This window comes from Halomonas sp. 18071143 (assembly GCF_019211725.1).
Taxonomy (GTDB): Bacteria; Pseudomonadota; Gammaproteobacteria; order Pseudomonadales; family Halomonadaceae; genus Vreelandella; species Vreelandella stevensii.
Genome location: NZ_CP078120.1, coordinates 3,778,039 through 3,802,424, shown reverse-complemented (window position 1 = coordinate 3,802,424; position 24,386 = coordinate 3,778,039). Strand labels below are relative to the sequence as shown.

General features: G+C 62.6%; 22 protein-coding genes and 1 pseudogene. 16 read left to right on the top strand and 7 right to left on the bottom strand.

Translation table 11 applies throughout. The annotated features are described in order from the left end of the window. Positions 1-31 precede the first annotated feature (31 nt). Positions 32-1,093 (bottom strand): RNA-guided endonuclease InsQ/TnpB family protein, encoded by a 1,062-nt coding sequence (locus KVY02_RS18440; RefSeq protein WP_016914375.1) that lies wholly within the window; start codon positions 1,091-1,093, stop codon positions 32-34. Between the two features lie 21 nt (positions 1,094-1,114). Here KVY02_RS18440 and tnpA point away from each other — a divergent pair, with 21 nt between their 5' ends. Next, positions 1,115-1,531 carry an IS200/IS605 family transposase gene (gene tnpA, locus KVY02_RS17890; protein WP_154518904.1) on the top strand — a complete coding sequence of 139 codons (417 nt, stop codon included), beginning with the start codon at positions 1,115-1,117 and terminating at the stop codon, positions 1,529-1,531. 66 nt (positions 1,532-1,597) lie between these two features. Here the strand turns inward: tnpA and KVY02_RS17885 are convergent. Further along, positions 1,598-2,194 (bottom strand): annotated as a pseudogene (locus tag KVY02_RS17885) (DNA-3-methyladenine glycosylase); the annotation flags it as partial. 147 nt (positions 2,195-2,341) lie between these two features. Between KVY02_RS17885 and KVY02_RS17880 the strand changes: the two are divergent. The 4 genes from KVY02_RS17880 to KVY02_RS17865 all read left to right on the top strand — a co-directional run bounded on the left by KVY02_RS17880 (position 2,342) and on the right by KVY02_RS17865 (position 5,707). Then, positions 2,342-3,685, top strand: a complete 1,344-nt coding sequence (locus KVY02_RS17880; RefSeq protein WP_218314067.1) for a type II toxin-antitoxin system HipA family toxin — start codon at positions 2,342-2,344, stop codon at positions 3,683-3,685. After that, entirely contained in the window at positions 3,682-4,002 is a 321-nt protein-coding gene (locus KVY02_RS17875; protein WP_039178947.1) for a helix-turn-helix transcriptional regulator, read from the top strand. The genes KVY02_RS17880 and KVY02_RS17875 overlap by 4 nt, the downstream gene beginning before the upstream one ends. A 149-nt stretch (positions 4,003-4,151) precedes the next feature. Beyond that, positions 4,152-5,363 (top strand): MFS transporter, encoded by a 1,212-nt coding sequence (locus KVY02_RS17870; RefSeq protein ID WP_218314066.1) that lies wholly within the window; start codon positions 4,152-4,154, stop codon positions 5,361-5,363. A gap of 92 nt (positions 5,364-5,455) precedes the next feature. Further along, positions 5,456-5,707 (top strand): hypothetical protein, encoded by a 252-nt coding sequence (locus tag KVY02_RS17865; protein WP_016915505.1) that lies wholly within the window; start codon positions 5,456-5,458, stop codon positions 5,705-5,707. 15 nt (positions 5,708-5,722) lie between these two features. On the opposite strand, the gene KVY02_RS17860 is transcribed toward KVY02_RS17865, so the two are convergent. Beyond that, complete coding sequence (locus KVY02_RS17860; protein ID WP_218314065.1) at positions 5,723-6,418, bottom strand: extensin-like domain-containing protein; 696 nt, start codon at positions 6,416-6,418, stop codon at positions 5,723-5,725. Between the two features lie 119 nt (positions 6,419-6,537). On the opposite strand from KVY02_RS17860, the gene gmk reads away from it, so the two are divergent. From gmk to KVY02_RS17840, 4 genes are all read left to right on the top strand, one after another. Next, a complete protein-coding gene (gmk, locus tag KVY02_RS17855) occupies positions 6,538-7,170 on the top strand; it encodes a guanylate kinase (protein ID WP_081194971.1) in 633 nt (210 codons plus the stop codon). A gap of 87 nt (positions 7,171-7,257) precedes the next feature. Further along, positions 7,258-7,518, top strand: a complete 261-nt coding sequence (rpoZ, locus tag KVY02_RS17850; protein WP_193462170.1) for a DNA-directed RNA polymerase subunit omega — start codon at positions 7,258-7,260, stop codon at positions 7,516-7,518. 26 nt (positions 7,519-7,544) lie between these two features. After that, on the top strand, positions 7,545-9,677 hold the full coding sequence (locus tag KVY02_RS17845) for a RelA/SpoT family protein (RefSeq protein WP_218314064.1): 2,133 nt from the start codon (positions 7,545-7,547) through the stop codon (positions 9,675-9,677). Positions 9,678-9,772: 95 nt separating this feature from the next. After that, entirely contained in the window at positions 9,773-10,162 is a 390-nt protein-coding gene (locus KVY02_RS17840) for a RidA family protein (RefSeq protein WP_016915500.1), read from the top strand. 69 nt (positions 10,163-10,231) lie between these two features. Here KVY02_RS17840 and KVY02_RS17835 read toward each other — a convergent pair whose 3' ends face one another. After that, entirely contained in the window at positions 10,232-11,113 is an 882-nt protein-coding gene (locus KVY02_RS17835) for an SDR family oxidoreductase (RefSeq protein WP_081138540.1), read from the bottom strand. Positions 11,114-11,263: 150 nt separating this feature from the next. Here KVY02_RS17835 and KVY02_RS17830 point away from each other — a divergent pair, with 150 nt between their 5' ends. Next, on the top strand, positions 11,264-12,193 hold the full coding sequence (locus KVY02_RS17830; protein ID WP_081138541.1) for a hydrogen peroxide-inducible genes activator: 930 nt from the start codon (positions 11,264-11,266) through the stop codon (positions 12,191-12,193). After that, positions 12,190-14,268 carry an ATP-dependent DNA helicase RecG gene (recG, locus tag KVY02_RS17825; protein WP_218314063.1) on the top strand — a complete coding sequence of 693 codons (2,079 nt, stop codon included), beginning with the start codon at positions 12,190-12,192 and terminating at the stop codon, positions 14,266-14,268. Before KVY02_RS17830 ends, recG begins: the two co-directional genes overlap by 4 nt. Before the next feature lie 36 nt (positions 14,269-14,304). Here the strand turns inward: recG and yccS are convergent, their stop codons facing one another. Continuing rightward, positions 14,305-16,512, bottom strand: a complete 2,208-nt coding sequence (yccS, locus tag KVY02_RS17820; protein ID WP_218314062.1) for a YccS family putative transporter — start codon at positions 16,510-16,512, stop codon at positions 14,305-14,307. Between the two features lie 238 nt (positions 16,513-16,750). Here yccS and KVY02_RS17815 point away from each other — a divergent pair, with 238 nt between their 5' ends. The 5 genes from KVY02_RS17815 to KVY02_RS17795 all read left to right on the top strand — a co-directional run bounded on the left by KVY02_RS17815 (position 16,751) and on the right by KVY02_RS17795 (position 21,768). Continuing rightward, positions 16,751-17,566 carry a DUF3100 domain-containing protein gene (locus KVY02_RS17815; protein ID WP_016915495.1) on the top strand — a complete coding sequence of 272 codons (816 nt, stop codon included), beginning with the start codon at positions 16,751-16,753 and terminating at the stop codon, positions 17,564-17,566. Beyond that, positions 17,556-18,050, top strand: a complete 495-nt coding sequence (locus KVY02_RS17810) for a hypothetical protein (RefSeq protein ID WP_016915494.1) — start codon at positions 17,556-17,558, stop codon at positions 18,048-18,050. Before KVY02_RS17815 ends, KVY02_RS17810 begins: the two co-directional genes overlap by 11 nt. 10 nt (positions 18,051-18,060) lie before the next feature. After that, complete coding sequence (locus tag KVY02_RS17805; RefSeq protein ID WP_081194963.1) at positions 18,061-19,218, top strand: M20 aminoacylase family protein; 1,158 nt, start codon at positions 18,061-18,063, stop codon at positions 19,216-19,218. Positions 19,219-19,315: 97 nt separating this feature from the next. Beyond that, a complete protein-coding gene (locus tag KVY02_RS17800; protein WP_016915492.1) occupies positions 19,316-20,221 on the top strand; it encodes an NAD(P)-dependent oxidoreductase in 906 nt (301 codons plus the stop codon). Next, positions 20,218-21,768, top strand: coding sequence for an aldehyde dehydrogenase family protein (locus KVY02_RS17795; RefSeq protein ID WP_218314061.1), 1,551 nt, complete (start codon positions 20,218-20,220; stop codon positions 21,766-21,768). The genes KVY02_RS17800 and KVY02_RS17795 overlap by 4 nt, the downstream gene beginning before the upstream one ends. On the opposite strand, the gene KVY02_RS17790 is transcribed toward KVY02_RS17795, so the two are convergent. Together KVY02_RS17790 and KVY02_RS17785 are read right to left on the bottom strand one after the other, a co-directional pair. After that, a complete protein-coding gene (locus tag KVY02_RS17790) occupies positions 21,747-22,553 on the bottom strand; it encodes a LysR substrate-binding domain-containing protein (protein WP_256357537.1) in 807 nt (268 codons plus the stop codon). The two genes, KVY02_RS17795 and KVY02_RS17790, sit on opposite strands and share 22 nt — an antisense overlap. Positions 22,554-22,933: 380 nt before the next feature. Next, positions 22,934-24,352: an IS1380 family transposase gene (locus tag KVY02_RS17785; protein ID WP_218314060.1), complete on the bottom strand. Its 1,419-nt coding sequence runs from the start codon at positions 24,350-24,352 to the stop codon at positions 22,934-22,936. Positions 24,353-24,386 lie beyond the last annotated feature (34 nt).

The following is a 24,386-nucleotide window of genomic DNA, read 5'->3' as shown; positions in this document are numbered from 1 at the left end:
GCGATAGTAGTGCCTTGACGTCCTCCCCGCCCTAAAGGACGGGGATTCCAACTTCTTGAGGGCAACGTCCTGCCCCGAGGCTGAGGATATTCCGGGCCGCATTCACGTCCCGGTCGTGGAGTACACCACACTCCACGCACTCCCAGACCCTTACTCGCAACCCGTTGACGCCCTGCGGCCCGCTAAGCGAGCCGCACGACGAACAGGCGCGGGTGGTGTTGGTTTCGCGAACGACCTTGAAGACGATGCCTGCGTGAGCGCATTTATATTCCAGCATCGTTTTCAGTTGTGACCAGCCAGCGTCGTAGACGCTTTTGGCCATCCTGGTCTTCGCGAGCCTGGTTGAGGAAACATCGCCCACGACGATTTCGCCGTACTGGTTGACGAGTTTCCGGGAAAACTTGTGCTGCGCGTCCTGGCGACGGTTCTTGATCTTGGCGTGAATAGCTTTTACCCGCCGCTTGTTGCGGGCACGTTGGGCTGTCGCCAACTGGTCTTCCATGCGGCGGTAGAAGCGGCTGTTTTCCAGCCTTCCTCCATCGCTACAGGTGGCCACATCCTTGAGCCCAAGGTCGATGCCAACGGCGCCCTGCCCAAGCGTCGGCTGCACGTCCACCTCGACCGCAACATTGAAATACCACCGGCCCCGGCTATCTTCGTTGAAACTGCCGGCACGGAACTTGTATGTCGACAGGCCGTAGCTATCCCACACCTTGAAGTAGGTGCCGTTGTGAAATACCTGCCCGTTCTTCCACTTGGCCGCGCCGGTATTGACCGGAATCCAGCCAAGTGAGCGGCGTACACCGCCGGACTTGCGCCAATTCAAGCGGGGCTTTTTGAACTGCTTGCGGCGGGCAACGTATTCAGCAGCGATGCATTGCAGCGTTTGGCTGTGCAGGCCGAGGTCCTTGCCAGCACCCTTGGTATAGGGGTGCATGTCGTAGGCAGACAGAAACAGACCTTTCTCCCGAATGGCTCGGGAAGACAGTTCGTTGAGGTAGTTCCAAACAAAATTCACGCTGCGGGCCATGCGGTTAAGCTCGGCGGCGTGTTTGTCCTTCACTCGAACCTTGAGGGTCTTGGTCTGCTTCATGGCTTCGAATATACTTGGTCTATGGAAACCAAACAAGCTATCAGAACAGGAAGACACTGCGTTTTTAAACTCCATGCCCATTTGGTATTTGTCACCAGGTATCGGGGCAAGGTGTTCACCGGCGCGCATCTCAACTCCCTCGAATTGCTTTTCGACCGAGTGTGTCGGGACTTCGAGGCGGAGCTACAGGAGTTCAACGGTAAAACCGATCACGTCCATTTGCTTGTCAACTTTCCACCCAAAGTGGCGGTATCCAGGCTGGTGAATAGTTTGAAGGGGGTATCCAGCCGGCGGATGAAGTTACTACACCCTGAACTGGTGCAGCCCGCCTACCGGAAGAACTCGCTGTGGAGTCCAAGCTACTTTGCGGGAAGTGTCGGAGGCGCCCCCCTGAGCATGGTCAAGCAGTATATTGAGCAACAATCGAGGCCGGACTAGGGGCGCTCTCGCGCCCCTCGCTATCCATCCTCGCACTAGAAGTACGAGGTTTTTCGCGATGTTCGATAAAAACAGCGACCCCACGCTGCGCCAGGGGGCCCAGGGTTCCACCAACTGGCGGGCCTGCTTCGGCGTGGGTTTGTCCTCCATGCCTTTCAGGCGGCCCAGCGCCACTCTTAACGCCAAGTCGTCGGCGGGGAAGATATCGGGGCGCTTGAGCGAGAACATCAGGTAGGTCTCGGCGCTCCAGCGGCCAAAACCACGTAGCTGGGTAATCGCGGCAATCGCCTCGTCATCGCTGAGGTGCGCCAAGCCATCGGCGCTAAACGTGCCCGCAAGTTCCGCCTCTGCCAGCCCTTTGGCATACTCGATCTTGCGCCACGACAAGCCTGCATCCCGCAGCGCCTGGCCTTCCACCTCCATCACCGCCGTGGCATGCAGCTCCGGCAGCAGCGTATTCACTCGGCCCATGATGGCCCGAGCGGCCTCGGTGGAGATCTGCTGGCTAACGATGGTCGAGAAGAAGGTGGCAAACCCGGGGTCGCGCTGGCGCGGGCTGGGCGTACCCACCAAGGGGTAGGCACGCGCAATGTCGGGGTCGGCATGGGCCAATGCCTGCATGGCGTGCTCGATCATATCAACGGGCGTTTGATCAGACGGCATGATATCTCCTGAGGTAAATGGGTATTAAACTGCTCATTTAAGATAATTTGATTTAAATTTGAGTATTAAAGTGCACATTATGCTGCTTCGAACTACACTTTTGAGCATTAAACTACTCATCAAATGACGCGTTAAAGGTGAGCCGTGTTGCTAACCGTTCAAGCCTTCTACCAAGGGCAGTGGCACGATGCTGCCGAGCTGGTGTTCGAGCATCCAGAGCGGGGCCGTCGAGGGCCTGCGCGTTTGGGCTACCTTACCGATTATGCCCTTGAGTGGCTGGATCACGACGATGAGCACGCCTGTAGCCTTCGTTTGCCTATCGAGTTGATGAATACCCATCAATCGCCACGCTGGTTCACTTTTTTAGACGATATCATGCCCTCTGGGGCCAGCCGCCGTTACTGGGTCGCGCAGTTGGGTATATCGGCACTTAGTGAGGCGGAGCAGGATGCCGCGCTACTGGCCAAGGGAACGATTGCGCCAGTGGGCAATTTACGTATCAAAGAGGCCCTTCCTGAGCGCCCAGCAGGCAGCACGCTGGAGCAGCAGCGCTTTGCAATGGTGGATGTCGTCAATCGGGATAGCGACTTTCTGGCCTATGCGCAGCAGATGGGGGCTGCTGGGGGGGGCGCGACTGGGGCCGGTGGTGAGGCGCCCAAGCTGCTGTTGCGCTGTTCATCAGATGATCAGGTCTGGATTGATACCTATCAGGACGATCCGGCGAATATCGATCAGCACTATCTGGTGAAATTTCCTCGCGGTCAGCGCACGGTGATCGATAACGACATATTGCGTGCGGAGTACTATTTCTATCACGAGTTAGCGTCGCTGGGCGTCGCGACCATCGATACCCAAGGGATGCGTCTGATCGAAGGTGCGCGATATCCATCGCTCTGGTTGCCCCGCTTTGATGTGGGCTATCAAGAGGGAGCGCTCGCGCGGTATGGCCTGGAGTCTGTTTACTCCGTCATGGGGAAAGAGCCGGGAAGCTTCTTGAATCATTTTGCCGTGGTCGGGGAGTTGGTGGATATGTTGAGCCAACAATTCCGCGTGCGTGAGTCGGGTGACCATTTCGATACGGCGCGCTTTGTCAGTGAGTGGGTGAAACGCGACCTGCTCAATGTTGCGTTTGCCAATAGCGACAATCATGGCCGCAATGCGGCGCTGCTGAAAACACCGCAAGGAACCTGGTGGGCACCGGTGTACGACTTTGCGCCCATGAAGGCAGATCCTGAGGGAATCGTCAGAACCATTACCTGGGGGGCGCCGTTTGAAGAAGGGCGAGAGTTTAACTGGGCCGCCATTGCAGAACGCCTGAGCGTTTATCTTCCACCAGAGCGGCTCATGGCAGAGCTGAAAGCCTTGGGTAGCCAGCTAGTGGGCTTGAAGAAACGGCTAGCGCAGCGGGGTGTACCCAATACCATTTTGGCATCGGATGCAGTGGGGTTGGATCATCTGGATGCCAAGCTGCAGCGCTGGGGGTTGGTATGAAGCGTAAAGAGCTCACCAGCATCGAGCGGGAGGCGTTGCTGACGACATTAGCGGCCCAACTGGTGCGCGAAGAAATCAGCTCTGGGCAGGTGCTGCGTCAGCTCCGCCGTGAGGTACTGGGCATGTCGCAGACCCAATACGCCGATCTGGTGGGCATCAGCCGTCGTTCGCTGTCAGACCTGGAAGCCGATAAGGCAAGTCCTACCGTGGCGCTGCTCAATCAGGTCTTCCGGCCGCTGGGTCTGCAGGTAGGCTTGCTGCCGCGCAACCGCGAGCTGCGCGAGCGCTTGTTGTCAGCCAATGCCACGAGGGACTAATCCTCTTGGTTTATCGTTGGATGATTGAGTTCGCACGCTAACTTTTTTCATGCCTTGTATTTCTGCTTTCGTCTAATCCTGCCATCATTTGCGACTATCCAGGATCGTTTAGTGAACAGGCGCGTTATCCCGCGCCTGGGGAGTGAGGTATGCAAGCATCATCAACGGGGCTGGCGCGGCATCCGCGGTGGGCGGAATTCGTGCTGGCGCTGGGCGGGTTCGGCATCGGCACCAGCGAGTTCGTCATCATGGGGTTGATGAACCGCGTGGCGGAAGACCTGGCCGTGAGCGTGCCGCAGGTAGGCTATTCCATCAGCAGCTACGCCCTGGGGGTCGTGGTGGGGGCACCGCTGATTTCGGCGCTGGCCGCGCGGGTGCCCAAGCGAGCGCTGCTGATCGCGCTGATGCTGGTGTTTGCCGTGGGTAACATTGCCAGCGCCATGGCGCCGGGGTTCTGGTCGTTCGTGGGGCTACGCTTTCTGGCCGGGCTGCCCCACGGGGCCTACTTTGGCGTGGCGGCGCTGGTGGCGGCTGGCGCCGTGCCGGTCGATCAACGGGCGCGGGCCATTGCTCGGGTGATGATGGGGCTGACGGTGGCCATTCTGATCGGGGCGCCGCTGGGTACCTGGGCAGGCAACCTGTTTGGCTGGCAAATTGCCTTTGCCGGGGTGGGCGTCATTGCTCTGCTGACGGCGCTGTTGATTCGTCTTTTTGTGCCCGTGCAGCCCTTCGATGCCCAGGCCAGCCCGCTGCGCGAGCTTTCCGCGCTGGTCAAGCAGCGTGTGCTGGTGACCATTGCCATTGCCTGCATCGGCTGTGGCGGCATGTTCTCGATTTTCAGCTACGTGATGCCCACCTTGACCCAGCAGGCGGGCATGCGTGAAGCCCTGGGCCCCTTGGTGCTGGTCATCTTTGGCCTCGGCTCCATCGCGGGCAATCTGATCGGTGGGCGCATGGCCGATAAAAACCTGATGCGGGCAATCCCCGCCATCCTGGTGTGGTGCGCGGTGGTGCAGGGGCTGTTCTACTTTGCCGCCAACCAGGTGTGGAGCGGGCTGCTGTTCGTTGGCCTGGTCGGCACCAGCATGGCGCTGGCGCCTTCGCTACAAACGCGCTTGATGGACGTGGCGGAAGATGCCCAGACCATGGCGGCTTCCATGAATCATGCGGCGTTCAACGGGGCCAATGCGCTGGGGGCGTGGCTGGCGGGCCTGGTGATCAGTGCCGGGTTCAGCTGGTCGAGCACCGGGCTGGTGGGAACGGGGCTGGCGCTGTGCGGGTTGATCATTTTTGCCTGGGGGCGCTGGCTTGAAAAGCGCGCTGAAGCCCCTCGCCAACCCGTGGCGCAAGGCTATAAATAAGCGGCTGCTCAAGTAGGGCGTGGGTCATTAAAGGTGGCAAAAAAGTCGGAGTGTTCCTAGGGTGTAAGATGCAACCCATAAGGAGGTGACCCATGCAAAGCCCATCATTGAAAGTCTCGCGCACCCTGACCCTGAGTGCCATCGCGGCGCTGACCCTGGCCCTGGCGGGCTGCGGCGCAACCACCGGAGAGCGTGCCACCAGCGGCGCAGGCGTAGGTGCTGCCGTGGGCGCTGGCGCTGCCGCAGCCACTGGCGGAAGCGTTGGCCGTGGCGCGGTGATTGGTGCAGGCGCAGGTGCTGCGACCGGTGCCCTGACCGATGAAGAGGACATCAGCCTCGACTGACGTTGGCACAGGCCACTAGCGGCACAGCCTGAAACCGCGCATGCCCAGATGGAAATGATCGGCATGCGCGGCATTGTAATCCGGCCCCAGCACGTTGCCGAAGGTATCGCAGGCGCCATCCCGCGCTGCCCGCAAGAACTCCCCTGCCTCACCCTCGTCGTCCCAGTCGCGAATCAGCGTAATCTGACGACCATTCTCGAAGCGAAAACCCACCACATCCAGGGCTTCAGCCGTGGCGTGCTCGCTGCGTCGACCGCTTTCGCGTCCGTAGACATTCCGGCAGGCAAAGCTGCCCACATGATCCACCTGGGCGACCGGGCTGCCCATGATGGCTTCGGCAGCCGGTTGCAGGGCGTGGCGTTCGTACATCACCCAGGCCAAGGCCAGCGGGCAGGTGGCCACGAAGCTCTGGTTGAAGCGCACGCTGCTGGACTGCATACGCACCACGTTACTCAGCGGGCAGCTGGCGGTGGGGGAGTAGTCGGCCAGCGGCGTGTAGCTCAGCCCGCCCTCGGGGACGGTGTCCAGGGCGGCCAGACAGGCCTCACGGTCGTCGTTGAGGCGCTTGAGCTTGAGTTGGGTGACCGGCGTGATCGGGTCGTCCACGTGCAGCGGTGCCCAAGGCGCCCAGTGGCGCGGGATGACGATGATGTCCTTGTAGATGGCAACGCCGACCCCGACCAGCAGGAGCAGGAAGAAGAGTGCGCGCATGGTGACCTCCGTGTGGTGTTCTTGAACCCCTACAGTCCCTGCCAGGGGTATGCGATACTGCGCGCTATTGGCGTGGGCCGTCACCCGCGCCCATTTCTGATCAACAAGGGAAGCGCTGCATGTCCCAGGGTACGCTTTATATCGTTTCTGCCCCCTCTGGGGCGGGTAAAACCAGCCTGGTTCGCGAGCTGATAGAGAGCCTGGATGGCATTCAGGTATCGGTGTCTCATACCACCCGTGCCAAGCGCGAAGGCGAAGTGAACGGCGTGAACTACCACTTCACGCAGATTCCCGAGTTCGAGGCCATGATGGCCCGCGGCGACTTCTTTGAGTATGCCAAAGTCTTCGACAATTACTACGGTACGTCACGTCAGGCCGTGCAGACGCGGCTGGATGCCGGGCAGGACGTGATTCTGGAAATCGACTGGCAGGGCGCGCGCCAGGTTCGCGAACAGATGCCCTCCGCCGTGTCGATCTTCATTCTGCCGCCATCGCGCAGTGAGCTGGAGCGCCGCCTGTCGAGCCGGGGTACCGACGAGCATGCGGTGATCGCTCGGCGCATGCGTGATGCCGTCAGCGAGATGTCCCATTACGATGAATACGACTACCTGGTGGTCAACGATGACTTCACCACGGCGTTGCAGGAACTGCAGTCGCTGGTAATCAGCCACCGCTTGACCCTGGCCACCATGCAGCAGCGTCATGCTCCCCTGCTGTCTGCGCTCTTGTCACAGACGCCTGGCGTCGAGTAATCTAGCAGGTCGTATGACTACTTTTTTCGCTGGGTCGGCGGCGTTTTCAGCTCTGTCGGCCCGGCGTCGTTATTACAGGATGGCTCCATGGCTCGCGTAACCGTCGAAGATTGTCTCGAACACGTAGAAAACCGCTTCAAACTGGTGATGATTTCTACCCAGCGTGCCCGTCAGCTGGCGCGTGGCTCCCGTGATGCCCAACTGCCCTGGGAAAACGACAAGCCGACCGTCATGGCGCTGCGCGAGATCGCCGCAGGCCTGGTCGACCATACGGTTCTGGATGAGCCGGTCGAAGCGCCGGTGCGGGCGCGTCCTGCCATGACGCCCAGCGCTCAAATCGACGACTAAGCTAGCACCGATCAGGGGCGCGGTACATGTTCACCATTGATGACCTGGCCGACCGACTCGGCGGCTACTTACCCCCGGACGAGATCCAGCAGGTCAAGCGCGCCTTCTATTACGCTGAGCAGGCTCACGACGGCCAGCGCCGTCGCTCGGGCGAGCCCTACGTGACCCACCCGCTGGCAGTGGCCAACATTCTTGCCAACATGCACATGGACCATCAGAGCCTGATGGCCGCCATGCTGCACGATGTCATCGAAGACACCGGCGTCTCCAAGAAAGCCCTGGCCGCCCAGTTTGGCAAGCCGGTGGCCGAGTTGGTGGATGGCGTCTCCAAGCTGACGCAGATCACCTTCGAAGACAAGGCCGTTGCCCAGGCGGAGAATTTCCAGAAGATGGTGCTGGCGATGTCGCGGGACATCCGCGTCATCATCGTCAAGCTGGCCGACCGGCTGCACAACATGCGCACTCTGGGGGCCCTGCGGCCCGACAAGAAGCGCCGCATTGCCCGGGAAACCCTGGAAATCTACGCCCGTATTGCGGGGCGGCTAGGGATCAACACCATTCGTGTGGAGCTGGAAGACCTCTCGTTCCAGGCGATCCACCCCATGCGGGCTGAGCGCATCAAGCGTGCGGTGGCCAGTGCCAGAGGCAACCGCCGCAGCGCCATGCGTGAAATCCAGGCCTCGCTACAGCAGAGCCTGGACGACGAAGCACTGCAGGGCACGGTGATTGGCCGCCAGAAGCATCTGCTGTCGATCTACAAGAAGATGCGCGACCAGCGCAAGCCGTTTGCCGAGATCATGGACGTCTTCGGGTTCCGTATCATTACCGAAGACGTGGCCAGCTGTTACCGGATTCTGGGCGTGGTGCACAACCTCTACAAGCCGGTACCCGGGCGCTTCAAGGACTACATCGCGATTCCCAAGGCCAACGGCTACCAGAGCCTGCACACGACACTGTTTGGCCAGCGTGGCATGCCCATCGAAGTGCAGATCCGCACCCGCGAAATGGAAGCCATGGCCAACAACGGCATTGCTGCCCACTGGCTGTACAAGGCTGGCCAGACCGCGCATCCGATTGCCGAAGGCAGCCATGCCCGCGCCCGCGCTTGGGTGAAGGGGCTGCTGGAGATGCAACGCCACGCGGGGGACTCGCTGGAGTTCATTGAGCACGTCAAGAACGACCTGTTCCCGGATGATATCTACGTGTTCACGCCCAAAGGCGACATATTGGAGCTTCCTCAGGGGGCCACGGTGATCGATTTTGCCTATAGCGTGCACACCGATATCGGCAACAACTGCATTGCCTGCCGAATCGACCGCCACCTGGCGCCGCTCTCGACACGGCTGGAAAGCGGCCAGACGCTGGAAATCATCACCGCGCCCGGCGCGCGCCCCAACCTGGCGTGGCTGAATTTCGTTACCACCGCCAAGGCGCGCTCGGCCATCCGTCACGCGCTCAAGCACCAGCAGCAGGCAGAAGCCATCATGCTGGGACGCCGTTTGCTCAACAAGGCCCTGGCCCCCTTCGAGACCAGCCTGGAAGAGCTGGACGAAAGCGTGTTCGAACAGGCGCTGAAAGAGCTGGATGCCAGCTCCATGGATGCGCTGCTGGAGTCGATGGGGCTGGGCAATCGTATGGCTCACGTGGTGGCTCGGCGGCTGGTGGACGTGGCTCATGGCGAGAGCTTCGACAAGACGCTGGCCGACAACAGCGACAAGGCAGTGGTCATCAGCGGCGGCGAAGGCATGGTGATCAACTTTGCGCGCTGCTGCCACCCGCTGCCGGGCGACCCGGTGGTGGGGCACCTCTCTGTGGGCAAGGGGCTGGTGGTGCACCGCAGTGAGTGCAAGAACCTCTCCGAGCGCAAGAGCGACCCGGAAAAGCTGTTTGCTCTGGAGTGGTCGGAAAATATCGACGAAGACTTCCCGGTGGCCCTGCGTATCGAGATCGAAAGCCGCCGTGGCCTGGTCGCCGAGCTGGCCGGGCTGGTGACCGATGCGGACGCCAACATCGAGCGGATCGGCATCGAAGAGCGTGACGCACGGCTCTCGACGGTCAACCTGACCCTGTCGGTGAAAGGGCGAGTCCATCTAGCGCGGATCATCAAGCGGATTCGCAACCTGCCCAACGTCGGCAAGATTACCCGTATGGCCAATTAAAACGACCCGGTACCCGCCGCTGGCCCGTCAGGCTGGCGGCGTCAGCCGTGGCGATCATCATCCATCGATGTATTCTCACAGGAGCAAGAGACGTAATGAGCAATAAAGCGGTTATCAACACCGAGAAAGCCCCGGCGGCCATTGGCCCCTATTCACAAGCCATCAAGGCGGGCAACACGGTGTATCTGTCGGGCCAGATTCCCCTCGACCCGGACACCATGGCGCTGGTCTCTGACGATTTCGAAGCCCAGGCGCGTCAGGTGTTTGCCAACCTGCAGGCAGTGTGCGAAGAGGCGGCGGGCTCGCTGAGCGATATCGTCAAGCTCAACCTCTACCTGGTGGACCTGGACAACTTCGCCATCGTCAACAAGGTCATGGAGGAGTTCTTCTCCACGCCGTTCCCGGCCCGTGCGGCGGTGGGCGTGAAGGCGCTGCCCAAGGGCAGCCAGGTAGAAGCCGAAGCGGTCATGGTGATTGGCGACTAACGCCAAGGCCTGATACAGCACAGTAAAAAGCGAGCCGTGGGGCTCGCTTTTTGCTCTTACGCGATAGCGTCAGGCTTTTTGCAGTTCCAGAAACCCGCCTTCCTTGAGCACCTGCAGATACCCCTCCTTGTAGCTGGGGTAGCGGAAGGTGTAGCCGGTTTCACGAATACGGCGGTTGTCGCAGCGCTTGCTGGCCCGGCGGCGCAGGGGGGACTGCATGGTCTCGGTGGACTCCACCTTCAGCTGTTTCGCCAGCCACGCCATCACGTTGTGCATGGTCACCGGCTCGCAGTCGCTGCCCAGGTAAAGGTCTGCCAGCGGCGTACCGCTCTCCTGACAGCGAATCAGGTGCGCCAGGATGCCGGTGCAGTCGTCGCGGTGAATCCGGTTGGAGTAGATCACCGGCGTCACGGCGGCAATGCGGCCTTCTGCCACCTGGTGAATCAGGCGGTCACGTCCCGGGCCATAAATGCCCGAGAAACGCACCACGGTGCCAGGCAGCGGGTGGTTGAGCAGCGCCTGTTCGGCTTCGCACATCAGGGTGCCGGAGAAGCTGGTGGAGCTGGTGGGGCTCTCTTCGTTGACCACTTCGCCTTCCTGCTGGCCGTAAACGCTAGTAGAAGAGACGAAGAAGATCCGTTTGGGCGGCGTATCGTGCTGCTCCAGCACGCTCAGCGTGCGTTTCAGGCCGTCCGGGTAAGCGCTTTGATAGGCACTCTCTTCGAAACGGTCGGCGCTAACGGTGTAAATGACGTAGTCCGCGCTGGGCAAGGCGTTGGCGGGGGCGCCCTCCAGGTCGTTAAGGTCCAGGGCCAGCGGCTCGATGCCCGTGTTGGCCAGTGCATCGGCCTGGCGGCGCACGCCGATCACGCGGTGCCCTTCGTCCAGCAGCTCCTTGCCAAGCGTGACGCCGATATCTCCACAGCCGATAATCAGTACCGTTAGCTTCACCTTGCTCACCCCTCTTGATAAATATTCCCTATTAGATACAAAGTCCCTATGAGATGTGCCATCTTCAATAGGGCTTGTCTGTCCTTTTCCATCTCGCTAATTACGATTACCAGTCACGAGCTGCAACGAGAGGATGCCACTGGCACCACCATGACTTTAACAGAACTACGCTACATCGTAACCCTTGCACAAGAGCGCCATTTTGGCCGTGCCGCTGAACGTTGCCACGTTTCACAGCCCACCCTGTCGGTGGCGGTGAAAAAACTGGAAGACGAACTGGAAGTGGCGCTGTTCGAGCGCTCCAAGTCCACCGTACAGGTAACGCCGCTGGGTGAAAAGGTCGTTGCGCAGGCGCAGCGCGTTCTGGAACAGAGTGGGCTGATTTTCGAACTGGCCAAGGCAGGCAAGGACCAGCTGGCCAACCCCCTGCGCATTGGCGCCATCTACACCATTGGGCCCTACCTGTTTCCCCATCTGGTGCCTGCGCTGGCCAACGCTGCGCCACAGATGCCGCTGTACATCGAAGAGGGCATGACCGGCACGCTGCGCGCCAAGCTGCGCAATGGCGAGCTGGACGTGATCATCGTGGCGCTGCCCTTCACCGAAACCGATGTAGTCACCAAGCCGATCTATGACGAGCATTTCGAAGTGCTGATGCCCGCCAGCCATCCGTGGGTAGCGCGTGAAGCCATCCACAAGGAAGACCTGCTGGAAGAGCGCCTGCTGCTGCTGGGGGAAGGCCACTGCTTCCGCGACCAGATTCTGGAAGCCTGCCCGGCCATTACCCAAAAGCTGAACAGCCCCAACAATACCCTGATTGCCGAAGGCGGCTCGTTGGAAACGATTCGCCACATGGTGGCCTCCAAGCTGGGCATTACCGTACTGCCCCAGTCGGCGCTGGGCACCGACCAGTACGAAAACGCCATGCTGGTCAGCCGTCCCTTCGTGGAGCCTGCGCCTTCGCGCACGGTGGCGATTGCCTGGCGCGCAAGCTTCCCCAGGCCCAAGGCCATCGATGCCTTGGCCCAGGCGATTGGCCAGTGCCAGCAACCGGACCACAAGGCCCACACGGACTCATGAGTGAACTGGCTGCTCCGGTCACGGCGCTGAAGGGCGTAGGCGACGCGCTGGCCATCAAGCTGGCGCGGCTGGGGGTCGAGCGCGTCAGCGACCTGCTGTTTCACCTGCCGCTGCGCTACCAGGACCGTACGCGACTGACGCCGATAGGCCATCTGCGGGCGGGCCAGGAGGCGGTGGTGGAAGGGGAAGTGACCGCCAGCGACGTGGTCAAGGGGCGGCGGCGCAGCCTGCTGGTGCGGCTGCGCGACGGGAGCGGCATCCTGAGCCTGCGGTTCTTTCACTTCTCTCCGGCTCAGCAGCAACAGCTGCGCCCCGGTGCCACCGTGCGTGCGTTCGGCGAAGCCCGGGCAGGAGCCACAGGGCTGGAAATCTACCACCCGGAGTATCGCCTGAGCGGCAGCAGCGAAACCCCGGTGGAGGAGTACTACACGCCCATCTACCCCACCACGGAGGGGCTGCATCAGGCTCGCCTGCGGGCCCTGGCCCAGCAGGCGCTGCGCCTGCTGGCGCAAGCCCCTGAAACGCTGCCGGACGTGATCCCCGACACCCTGCGCCAGCGCTTCCAGCTACCGGGGCTGCATGCCAGCCTGCAGCTCTTGCACCAGCCACCACCGGACGTGGATCTGGAGCAGCTTGCCCAGGGGCTTCACCCCGCCACCCGGCGGCTCGCCCTGGAGGAGCTGCTGGCCCATCAGCTTAGCCTGCGGGAAGTGCGCCTGCGCATTCAGGCCGATGGCGCGCCGACGCTGCCCTCCGGGCGTAGCCTGCAAACCCGCTTTCTGGCACAGCTGCCGTTTGCCCTCACCGGTGCCCAGCGCCGCGTGCTGGAGGAGATCGCCCTCGACCTGGCACGCCCAGCGCCCATGCTGCGGCTGGTACAGGGGGATGTGGGGTCGGGCAAGACGGTGGTGGCGGCCATGGCCGCGCTCTCGGCGCTGGCGGGCAACTGCCAGGCGGCCATGATGGCGCCCACGGAAATTCTCGCCGAGCAGCACTATCGTTCGTTCAAGGCATGGTTCGAGCCACTGGGCATCGACGTCGCCTGGCTGGCGGGCAAACTGAAAGGCAAGGCGCGGCTGGATGCCAAGGCCGCCATCGCCGATGGCCGAGCGCGGATGGTGGTGGGCACCCACGCGCTATTTCAGGACGATGTGCATTTTCAATGCCTGGGGCTGGCGATCATCGACGAACAGCACCGCTTTGGCGTGCACCAGCGCCTCGCCCTGCGTGAAAAGGGGGAGGCCGGTGGGCTGACGCCACACCAGCTGATCATGACCGCCACGCCGATTCCCCGCACCCTGGCCATGAGCGCCTACGCCGACCTGGACGTGTCGGTGATCGACGAGCTGCCGCCGGGGCGCACGCCGGTGAAGACCGTGGTGGTCTCGGACGAGCGCCGCCCGGAAGTGGTCGAGCGTATCCGCAATGCCTGCCGCGATGGCCGCCAGGCCTATTGGGTCTGCACGCTGATCGAGGAGTCCGAAGTGCTCCAGTGCCAGGCGGCGGAAGTCACGCGGGACGAGCTCACCCAGGCGCTGCCGGAGCTGGCCATTGGGCTGATACATGGGCGCATGAAGGCCGCCGAAAAAGCCGAGGTGATGGAGGCCTTCAAGACCGGCGAGCTGGACCTTTTGGTCGCCACCACGGTGATCGAGGTCGGCGTGGATGTCCCGAATGCCAGCCTGATGATCATCGAAAACCCGGAGCGCCTGGGGCTTTCCCAGCTCCACCAGCTACGCGGGCGTGTTGGGCGGGGCAGCACCGAAAGTTTTTGCGTGCTGCTTTACCATGCGCCGCTGTCCAAAAGCTCCCGAGAGCGGCTCAGCGTGATGCGCGAAACCACCGACGGCTTCCGCATTGCCGAAAAAGACCTGGAAATTCGCGGCCCCGGCGAAGTGCTCGGCACCCGCCAGACCGGCCTCGCCCAGATGAAAATCGCCGACCTGGAACGCGATGCCGACCAGCTGGAGCGCGTCACCGCCCTGGCCCAGGCGCTCCAGGGCAACGCCGAGGTCACCGCCGTACTGGTGCGCCGCTGGCTGGGCGAAGCCGCCGGGCGCTACGGGCAGGTGTGAGGAGGCCAGGTGTGAGCAGTGGCCGGTGTGAAAGAGCTAGCGTAGCGCTTCAGCTGCGTCGGTTTGAAGGCTGCCGGGTGCCACCAGTCGCCCAGCCGCCTCGCTGAGCGGCCCCAACTGCCCAGCAATCAGGCGTAGCTGGCTCTGGATGGGGCGATAGAGCGTGATGGCTTTCTCATCCAGCGCGCCGCTTTGTTCCTCTAACTGGCTCAGCAGCTCGTTGGCAGGCTCGGTCAGTAACTCCACCGGCAGACGTTTATCTAACTGCTCGGCCAGTTGCTCTAATAGAGCGCTAATCCGTTTGGCGAGGGGGACGAAGGCGGCATCGTCTTCATCTTCTGCCAGCCGATGACGATGCGCGCCTAACGCCGAAAGGTGGCTGAGCAGCGTGTTGGAGAGCACCAGGAAGCGCAGGCCGTTGTCGGCGTCCTGTTTGCGGTAGTGGCCTGGCTCGTGGAGCATGTTGGTCAGCAGGGTCGAGAGCGCCGCATCGGCGTTGTGGGCATTCCGCCGGGCCAGGCGGTAGGCCAGGTCGTCCTGTTTGCCCTCTTCGTACTGGTGCACGATCTCGTCCAGGTAGTGACGATGGTTGGTCAGCACCTTGCCCGCCTCAAGGTAGAGCCGCCGCCCTTGCCAATCCGGCAGGATAAAGAACACCGCCAGCCCGGCAATCAGCGAGCCAATCAGGGTATCGAACAGCCTGGGCCAGATCAGATCGAAGCCATCCCCCACCTGATTGAAGCTGCACAGCACCAGCAGGGTGATGGAGGCAGTGGCAATCACGTAGTGCTTTTCCCGATTGGCGAAGAAGGATACCCCCGCCACCACGGCGATCATGCTCTGGACCAGCGGTTGGGGAAACAGGCTGATCGACATCCAGCCCGCGGTCAGGCCCAGCACCGTGCCGAGGATACGCTGAGATAAAAAGCGCCGCGTGGTGGCAAAATTCGGGCGGCACACGAACAGCGTGGTCAGCAGTATCCAGAAACCCTGTTTGGGGTCCAGCCACTGCAGCAGCCCATAGCCCACTAGCAGGGCGGTGGTCAGGCGTACCGCATGGCGAAAGGTGGGCGAGCCCAGCGTGAAATTGAGCCGCACGCGCTTCCAGGCTTCCAGCAGGCTGGAGGGCGAGCGGTCGTAGAGGGCGCTGTCGCGGCGCTCTTCATCGGCGGCAGGGTTATGGGCGCTGGCAATCTGGGTTTCCAGGGTGGTGAGGTTGTCGGCCAGGGCGGTCAGCGGGCGAATCAGGGGCCGCCACTCGGGCTTGCCGCGTTCGCGGAGGTTCTCGATGGAGGCGCGCAGATCGGCTAGCGCCTGCTCGCTCTGCTCGTGACTGAACGGGCGATTGAGCAGCAGCGATTTGGCCAGCTGACGGCAGGCACGGCCCTGCTGGTCCAGCAGGCGCTGGCAGCGAAACAGCACGTCGTGATGGAAAAACGCATCGGTGAGCGCGCTGTAAGGGTAGTGGGTGGAGCTGGCCCGCTCGTGGATATCCTGGGCAATGAAGTAGATCTGCAGGTAGCGGTTGAGCTTGCGGCTGCCGCGCTGGCCTTCGAGGCGGCGAAAGATCATCTCCTTGGCCTGGTTCAGGGCATCCACCACCTGGCCGTTCTGGCGGGCCAGCGCCACGCGTCGGGCTTCCACATCGACCCCGCGCACAGGCTCGAAAAGCGCCGATTTCAGGATCAAGAACTCCCCCAGCGCCTTGTACACCCGTGCCATGCTCTGTTTGACCGGCTGGCGGGAGAACAGCGCGCACCAGACCACGGAAATCGCCCCGTACCAGGCCGCGCCGCCCAGCAGCAGCAGCTGGCGTGCCGCCACGTCCTCATCCACTCCGCCGTGCTGCTCGATGTTGATCATGGAGTAGATCGACAGAATCAGCGTGCCCGAGGCAATGGTGGCGTAGCGCTGGCCAATGGCGCCCAGCATGATCAGCGTAAAGGTGGAGACTGCCAGCCCCACGGCAAAGAGCCACGGCCAGGGGAATAGCCACTGCACCACGAACGAGGCCGAAGCAAAGCACAGCAGGGTGACCGCCAGGGCTTGTGCCCGCCCTTGCCAGCTGTCGTCGGTTTCCGAGAGCGCGCAGGCGATGATGCCGAGAAACAGCGGGATCACCAGGGCCACGTCGCCCATTAGCCCGCTCAACAGCAAAGCGCCGCTGAAGGCGATGAAGACCCTCAGGCTGTAGGCGAACTTATCCAGCGTCCAGAGGCGGCGTAGGGGCAGTGAAATGGGCATAGATTTTCTAAGCGGACCTCGAAAGTGTGGTGTTGTTAAGTTGTTAGACTTTAGTCGTGCTTGAGTATAGAGCCAACTCGGCGCCGCTGTCGCTATCTGGCGCAGGCCAACGAATGCTGTGCGTTGGCCAAGCGTTTATTCGCTTGGGTGTTCTAAAAAGTAGCGCACAAAATCGCTATGATTGGAACAGTAACCTTTCGATACTCGGAGTGACTCTAAAAAAAACAGGACCACTCCCATGGATCTCAAACTGCTGCTGGACTGGCGTCTGCACCTCACGGTGATCGTGACGTCGATGTTGTCGGAATGGATAGGCATCTTACGCATGCCGCTAGGGCCAGGAACGCTGCTGCTACTCCCTCTGCTTTACGCCTTCGTGATCGGTGTGCTGCTCAATCCGCATCTGTTTTCGGCGATGGGCAAGGTCATTCCCAAGCCGGTCAGCCATGCGGCCGGGCCCATCATCCTGATCGCTATTCTGCCGTTCATCGCCAAATTTGGCTCTACCATTGGTCCTGCCATCGAGCAGATCATCGCCGCCGGGCCTGCGCTGATCCTTCAGGAGCTGGGCAACCTGGGCACCATGCTGCTGGCGCTGCCGTTTGCGGTGCTGGTGCTGAAGATGGGCCGTGAAGCGGTCGGTGCCACCTATTCGATTGCCCGTGAGCCCAATATTGCCATCATTTCGGATCGTTATGGCCTGCGCAGCCCGGAAGGGATCGGCATCATGGGCGTCTACGTGGTGGGCACCATGTTTGGCACGCTCTACTTCGCGCTGATGGCGGGCTATATCGCTTCGCTGGACATTCTGGATGTTCGCGCGCTTGCCATGGCCTGTGGGGTGGGTAGCGGCAGCATGGTGGCGGCGTGTTCGGCCGCCCTCGCCGAAGCAGTGCCGGCCTCTCGGGATGAGCTGCTGGCCTTTGCCGGGGCCAGTAACCTGCTGACCTATGCCACCGGGCTGTATATCTCCCTGTTTATCGCGCTGCCCGTCACCGAGTGGATGTACAAGCGCCTGACCGGTAACCGCCAGGAGACGCAACATGAAGGCTAATGACATGACCACAGAATCTCTGGACAAGGGCGCGCTGGAAGAGCTGCGCCCGGAAAACCAGCTGGGCAAGACCGCCCTGGTGCTGGCAGCGGTCTGCGTGGCGGCCTGGTTCAGCAATACCGTCAACGGTGCGCCGCTGCTGGAAGCGCTGCCGGGTATGCTGATTCTTTACGGGCTGGTGATTATTGGGCTGGTGATTGGTCGCCTGTGCCCTTTCTACTTGCCCAGCGTGGCCTGGGTATCCCTGGTGAGCATTCTGGTCACGTTACCCTCGTTTCCGGGGAGCGCCTGGATCGTATCGCAATTGGCGGCGGTGAATTTCCTGGCGGTCGTGACGCCGGTATTGGCCTACGCCGGGCTGGCGCTGACCGGCCGTGAGTTTGCCATGTTCCGCCAGACTGGCTGGAAGCTGGTCATCGTGGCGCTGCTGGTGTTCACCGGCACGTTCATCGGCTCCGCCGTCGTCGCGCACATCATGCTTTAAGGAGTGAACCATGGCTGCGTCAGTGACCATACCCGACAGCGCTGAACTCGCCGCCTGGCGGCAGGATTTCCACCAGCACCCCGAAACCGCCTTCGAGGAGCACCGCACCAGTGCGCGTATCGTGTCGCTGCTCACCCAGTGGGGCTTCGACGTTACCACGGGCTTGGCGGGCACGGGCGTGGTGGCCACTCTGGATGGCCAGCAGGGGGAAGGCAAGACCATCGGCCTGCGGGCCGATATCGACGCCCTGGACATCCGCGAAGAGACCGGGCTGGCCTACGCCTCGCAGACGCCGGGCAAGATGCACGCCTGCGGCCACGATGGCCATACCACGATGTTGCTGGGAGCGGCCTGGGCGCTGAAGCAGCAGCCCGACTTCAAGGGGCGGGTGGTGTTCATCTTCCAACCCGCCGAAGAGAACGAGGGCGGTGGCCGTGCCATGGTGGAGGACGGCCTGTTCGAGCGCTTCCCCATGGATGCCGTGTACGGGCTGCACAACTGGCCCGGGCTGCCGGTGGGGGTCGCTGCGGTGCACGATACCGACGTCATGGCCGCGTTCGACATCTTCAGCCTGACGCTGACCGGTAAAGGCTGCCATGCGGCGATGCCCCACCTGGGCACCGATACGGTGCTGGCGAGCTGCCAGCTGATCAGCCAGCTGCAGGGGCTGGTGAGCCGTGAAACGCCGCCGGACAAGTCGGCGGTGCTGAGCATCACCAGCATCAATGCCGGAGACACGTTCAACGTGATTCCCGAGCAGGTGGCGCTGCGCGGCACGCTGCGCTGCTTCGACATGGCGCTGAAAGAGCGCCTGGAAGCACGTTTCAAGCAGGCCATTGCCAGCCTGGCCGAGTTCCATGGCTTGACGGTGGAACTGGATTACCAGCGCTGCTACCCCGCCACGATCAATACCCCAGCGCATGCCCAGCACTGCGCCACGGTGCTGGAGGGGCTGCTTGGCCAAGGCAAGGTGCTGCGCAACCCGCCGCCCAGCATGGCCTCCGAGGATTTCTCGTTTTTGCTGGCCGAGTGCCCAGGTGCGTATATCTGGATGGGCAACGGCGAAGATTCGCCGTCGCTGCACAACCCCCACTACGACTTCAACGATGCGCTGTTACCGCTCGGAACGCGCTACTGGGTAGCGCTGGTCAACGCACTGCTCGTCTGACGATGACGTAATACATCCATTCGCTCTCTGATGCCCACTGGGTAGGGGAGCGTCTACCCCGCATTCAGTGTTTCATGGCATGCCAAGGAGTTTGATGATGTCGCAAACCGAACACGCTTTATCGATTACCGTGATAGGCCTGGGCCAGATGGGCGGCAATATGGCGCTGACCTTGCAGGCCGCCGGCTTCGAGGTCACGGGCAGTGACCTGTTTGAGGCCGCGCGGGAAAGGCTCGCAGGCTTGGGCCTGGCCGTGGTGGCACCGGATGCCCTGCCTGCCAGCGATGTCTACCTGCTCTCGCTGCCTACTTCTGCCCACGTGCGCGAGGTGATCGAAACCTCTCCTGGCCTGCTCGCCCTGGCCCCCAAGGGCAGTGTGATCGTCGATACCTCCACCAGTGACCCCGCCGTCAGCCGCGAGCTGGCCGAAAAAGTCACCGCAGCGGGCCTTCACTGGCTGGATGCCCCGGTCAGCGGCGGCCCCAAGGGCGCCGCCAACGGCACGCTGGGCATGCTGCTGGGCGGCGATGATGCCACCCTGGAGCGAGTCATGCCGATGCTGGAGGCCATGTCGGCCAAGCGCACCCATGTGGGCGGCCCGGGCAGCGGCCACGTGGTGAAGCTCGCCAACAACTACCTGTGTGCGGCGCACCTGCTCACGACCGCCGAAGCCGTCGCCATGGCCGCCAAGGCAGGCGTCGAGCCTGCCGCCTGCCTGGCGGGTATCAACAGTGGCTCGGGGCGCAGCGCCATCAGCGAGGTGAACTTCCCCGAGTGGGTGCTGAGCGAACGCTTCGATTCGGGCTTTACCACCGGCTTGATGCGCAAGGACCTGCGCCTGGCGCGGGACGCCGCTGAGCAGTTGGGTATTCCCCTTGCCTTGCTGCAGGCGGTGGTGAATGCCTGGCACGCAAGCCCGGAGCAGCCCGCCGATAGCGACGACTTCAACCATATCACCACGCCGATTCTTGCCTGTGCCCGCCAAACGGAGAGCCACTCATGAGCCCACTCAGCCAACACGCCAGCGACCAGCTTGCCGCACTCCTGAACGGCTTTGGGTTAGCGGCAAAAACGCCGTTGAGCAACTGGATCGATGGTGATCTGGTGGCCGGAGAAGGCGAAGAGATCACGCTGATCAACCCGGCGACGGGGGAGGCGCTGGTCAGCTACCGCGATGCGGGTGCGGCGCTTATCGAGCGCGCCACGCAAGCCGCGCAGCGGGGCCAGCGCGAGTGGATGGCGTTGACGGCCAGCGAGCGCGGGCGGCGGATGAACGCGGCAATACGGGGCCTGGAAGGCCATGAAGAGGCGCTGGCACAGCTGGAAAGCGTGGTGGCGGGGAAGCCGATTCGCGACTGCCGGGCCGAAGTGGGCAAAGTGCGCGAGATGTTCGAATACTACGCTGGCTGGTGCGACAAGCAGCACGGCGAAGTGATTCCGGTGCCCACCACGCATCTTAACTACGTGCGCCACGTGCCTTATGGGGTGGTGGGGCAGATCACGCCCTGGAACGCGCCGATGTTCACCTGTGCCTGGCAGCTGGCACCGGCCATGGCGGCGGGCAATGGGGTGGTGCTGAAACCTTCCGAGCTGACCCCTTTCACCTCGGTGGTGATTGCTCAGCGGCTGGAAAGCGGCGGCCTGCCCAAAGGGCTGATCAATATCGTCAACGGGCTGGGCAGAACTACCGGTGCGGCGCTGACCGACCATCCCGCCATCAGCAAGCTGGTGTTTGTCGGCTCGCCCCAGAGTGGTCGCCTGATCGCCGAGGCGGGGGCGCGGCGCCTGGTGCCCAGCGTGCTGGAGCTGGGCGGCAAATCCGCCAATATCGTGTTCGCCGACGCCAAGCTCGATGAAGCGGTAGCTGGCGCCCAGGCGGCCATCTTTGCGGCGGCGGGCCAAAGCTGTGTGGCGGGTTCGCGGCTGCTGATCGAGCGCTCGGTCTTCCAGCAGGTCACTACCCGCCTGGCCCGAGCGGCGGAGCAGATTCACGTGGGCTTGCCCAGCGATGAAGCCACCCGCATGGGGCCGCTGCAGAACCGCCGTCAATTCGAGCAGGTGACGCGCATGATCGAGGCCGCTGAAGCGGAAGGGGCAAGCGTGCTGACGGGGGGCAAACGCCCGGAAGGCTTGCCTGACGACGCCCAGGGCTACTTTATCGCGCCCACGGTGCTGGTGGATGTCACCCCCGACATGGAGATTGCCCAGCAGGAGGTGTTTGGCCCGGTACTGATCGCCATGGCGTTCGATGACGAGGCCCAGGCCGTTCGGCTTGCCAACGATACCCGGTTTGGGTTGGCCGGTGCCGTGTGGAGCCAGGACGTGGCCCGAGCGCATCGCGTGGCGGGGCAGCTGCGGGCGGGCACGGTATGGATCAATAGCTACAAGGCGATCAGCGTGATGTCGCCGTTCGGGGGCTTTGGCGACAGCGGCTTTGGCCGCTCCAGCGGTCTGGACGGCCTGCGCGAATACACGGTGCCGCAAAGCGTCTGGGTGGAAACCGCACCGGAGGCCAGCGTGGCGTTTGGCTACGGCAGCGGTGTCGGCTGATTCGATGCCGGGTCCCTGAAGGCCTGCATCCAGCGCTGCAGGTGGCGCAGCAGCAGGATGCTGGCCTTGGGCTGCTGGCGGCCCACCCGGGTGACCATGTGGGCCTGGGAGCGCTGAAACAGCGGGTCGTCTACCGGGCGTGCGACAAGGCTGCCGGTGTCCAGGTCGTGGGCGACCGCAAACGCCGGTAGCAGCGTCACCCCCATGCCGCTGCGCACGTATTGCGCCAGGATCACCATCGAGTTGGTGTTCATGGTCATGCGCGGAGCAAGGCGGGCCTGTTGAAACGCCTGGTCGACCATCTGGCGCACGCCATGGGTGGTGTCCCACATGGCCATGGGCTGGGTGCTGAGCTGTGCCAGGGTGAGCGGGTGGGGCTGCTCGGCCAAGGGGTGATGCGGCGCCAGAATGGCCATCAACGGCTGCGGGCTGGAGGCCCAGAAGCGTAGCTGCGGATGGGTACGCTCGTGGAACATCAGCCCAATATGGCTTTGATCCTCGACAATCGCATCGATGATGCCGGATGTGCCCGCGATATGGATATCCAGCTGGATGCCCGCATAGCGCTGGGTGAATTCATGCAGGGGAGAAGCCACCAGGTCGCTGACGAAGCCTTCGCCCACGGTGAGGGAAATCGTTCCGGTTTCCAGCCGCTGGTAGGCTTCGAGGGACGTGATGAAGCTTTCATCGAGGGCGCTGCGCCGCTCGCAGTACTCCAGCAGCATCTCGCCGACGGGCGTGGGGCGTATGCCGCCGCGCTGGCGCTCCATGAGGGTTGCTCCCAAGGCTGCTTCCAGCAGCACTATCCTATCTGCTGACTCACCGCCGAGGGAGCTATCTCCAAGCGAAGCTTCCTGATGGTTTTTTTATCTAACTACTACATAGTTCCCTGTCCTGGAGACGCAATAGTTAACCTTGGCCCCTAGATTCATCCCGCCTTATTCACGAGGGCGCTGATTGAGCGGTCTGAAGGTACTGGCTGTTGGCATTGCTTATCAGGATTCGCCTCTTCAGCGCGAGTGGCTGTTGAGTAATGCCAGAACGCAGCCCTTTTCCTACTTACTTATAGCTCTTTGGAATCAATGGCGGCCGTCCAAGCAGCCGTGATCGCCGACCGCCGCTCCGGTCGCTCGCTTTCTGATGCTGTGGTGGTCTCGCAGGAGCGTCAGCTCAGTGCGGTCAGCTTCGGTAGCCCCTTCAGCAGCGTCGGCCACCACTTGTCGGCGGCGGCACCCAGATGAACGGTGATTCGCCGAGCGTGCAGCCTCAGCGTGGCGGCGACCTTGAGCACCTGCTCGCGCATCCGACTCAGACTCCAGCCTTGTCGGGTTTGCCGCTCCAGGAGGCAGCGCAGGCCATGCAGGACCTGGTAGGCGTAGAGGCTGAGCAGCAGGCTCACCTCGTTGCGGGCCATCACGTTCTGAACGGTGGAGGCGCCGCGATCGGTCGACGAGAGGTGCACGTCCAGCGCCGACTTCACCTCGCCCATGTGCGCCTCGGCGCTGCCGCGCTTGCGATAGAGCGCCAGGACCTTCTCTGGCGGCCAGTCGAACTTGCTGAGGTTGGTGACCAGGAAGAAGGCATGCAGCAGCAGGTCATCGGGGCGTTCCTGCACCACCAGCACTACGCGCCGCGGTGCCGACCAGGAGCCGGCTTGATACGCCAGGTCGTGGCACCACTCGCGAGGCTGCTCGGGTGGCCGGCCGGGTGGCCGCTTCAGGAGCGGTGCTGCCAGCTTCTGTAGACCGGTGTGACTGCGCAACCGGCCCAGGTATTCGATCTCCCGATCCTCCAGGGCCTCCAGCGTCGCGTTATCGGTAAAACCGGCGTCGATGCGCACACGAACCTGTGCCCCGGTGCTCTCGTTGAGTCGTCGTACCAGATGCGGGATCCAGGTGTCGGCGTTCTCTGCCGGGCCGGCGTTACCCTCTCGCAGTAGCCCGCCGACCATATCGCCGGTTTCGGCTAGCGAGGCGACCAGCGGTGAGTAGATCCGCGCACCGTAAAGGCCATGATACGCCGAGCCGCCCTGATGTCCGTGGACCTCGATTGGCAGGCCGTCGATGTCCAAGGTCAGCTGTTTGGGGCGCTCGCCGTTCTTCAGCGAGGTCAGGCACCAGACCACCAGTCGCAGCAGGCCTTCGTGCACGGCATCGATGTTGTCGTCTCGGCCGAGGCAGGTCAGCAGCCGCGACAGCGTGGCTTGAGACGGCCTGTCCTGCGCCAATGGCGTCGTCCCGCGCGCATCGCTGCAGGCCAGCTGCCAGAGCGGGTCACGGCGCAGCGTGTCGGTATCGCTGAGGTCGATCCAGCCCATCGCGCGCTGCAGCACCAGGGTGCGTAGCTGACTGGCCAGCGAGTGGCGGATACGCAGCGGGTGACGCGGATCGACCAGGTTGTCTTCGAGCGCCTCAATCACGCCGCTGTTGTCGAGGACTTCACGCAACAGCAGAGCGCCGCTGTCGCTGGTGGTGCGCTGGCCGCTCAGCTCGACACGGACAGAGCCGTTGCACGAGGGCGTCCAGGTGGATAGGCTTTCACCCATGGCGAGTGGTCCTCTTGAATCGTGTTCTGGCAGGAACATACTGATTCTACAAGAGAAAACCACTCGCCATCTT

What these genes read in the sequence shown, in the direction of transcription:
- KVY02_RS18440 (WP_016914375.1), bottom strand. Translation starts at nt 1,093, where the DNA reads ATGAAGCAGACCAAGACCCTCAAGGTTCGAGTGAAGGACAAACACGCC.
- tnpA (WP_154518904.1), top strand. Translation starts at nt 1,115, where the DNA reads ATGGAAACCAAACAAGCTATCAGAACAGGAAGACACTGCGTTTTTAAA.
- KVY02_RS17875 (WP_039178947.1), top strand. Translation starts at nt 3,682, where the DNA reads ATGAAGCGTAAAGAGCTCACCAGCATCGAGCGGGAGGCGTTGCTGACG.
- KVY02_RS17870 (WP_218314066.1), top strand. Translation starts at nt 4,152, where the DNA reads ATGCAAGCATCATCAACGGGGCTGGCGCGGCATCCGCGGTGGGCGGAA.
- KVY02_RS17865 (WP_016915505.1), top strand. Translation starts at nt 5,456, where the DNA reads ATGCAAAGCCCATCATTGAAAGTCTCGCGCACCCTGACCCTGAGTGCC.
- KVY02_RS17860 (WP_218314065.1), bottom strand. Translation starts at nt 6,418, where the DNA reads ATGCGCGCACTCTTCTTCCTGCTCCTGCTGGTCGGGGTCGGCGTTGCC.
- gmk (WP_081194971.1), top strand. Translation starts at nt 6,538, where the DNA reads ATGTCCCAGGGTACGCTTTATATCGTTTCTGCCCCCTCTGGGGCGGGT.
- rpoZ (WP_193462170.1), top strand. Translation starts at nt 7,258, where the DNA reads ATGGCTCGCGTAACCGTCGAAGATTGTCTCGAACACGTAGAAAACCGC.
- KVY02_RS17845 (WP_218314064.1), top strand. Translation starts at nt 7,545, where the DNA reads ATGTTCACCATTGATGACCTGGCCGACCGACTCGGCGGCTACTTACCC.
- KVY02_RS17840 (WP_016915500.1), top strand. Translation starts at nt 9,773, where the DNA reads ATGAGCAATAAAGCGGTTATCAACACCGAGAAAGCCCCGGCGGCCATT.
- KVY02_RS17830 (WP_081138541.1), top strand. Translation starts at nt 11,264, where the DNA reads ATGACTTTAACAGAACTACGCTACATCGTAACCCTTGCACAAGAGCGC.
- recG (WP_218314063.1), top strand. Translation starts at nt 12,190, where the DNA reads ATGAGTGAACTGGCTGCTCCGGTCACGGCGCTGAAGGGCGTAGGCGAC.
- yccS (WP_218314062.1), bottom strand. Translation starts at nt 16,512, where the DNA reads ATGCCCATTTCACTGCCCCTACGCCGCCTCTGGACGCTGGATAAGTTC.
- KVY02_RS17815 (WP_016915495.1), top strand. Translation starts at nt 16,751, where the DNA reads ATGGATCTCAAACTGCTGCTGGACTGGCGTCTGCACCTCACGGTGATC.
- KVY02_RS17810 (WP_016915494.1), top strand. Translation starts at nt 17,556, where the DNA reads ATGAAGGCTAATGACATGACCACAGAATCTCTGGACAAGGGCGCGCTG.
- KVY02_RS17805 (WP_081194963.1), top strand. Translation starts at nt 18,061, where the DNA reads ATGGCTGCGTCAGTGACCATACCCGACAGCGCTGAACTCGCCGCCTGG.
- KVY02_RS17800 (WP_016915492.1), top strand. Translation starts at nt 19,316, where the DNA reads ATGTCGCAAACCGAACACGCTTTATCGATTACCGTGATAGGCCTGGGC.
- KVY02_RS17795 (WP_218314061.1), top strand. Translation starts at nt 20,218, where the DNA reads ATGAGCCCACTCAGCCAACACGCCAGCGACCAGCTTGCCGCACTCCTG.
- KVY02_RS17785 (WP_218314060.1), bottom strand. Translation starts at nt 24,352, where the DNA reads ATGTTCCTGCCAGAACACGATTCAAGAGGACCACTCGCCATGGGTGAA.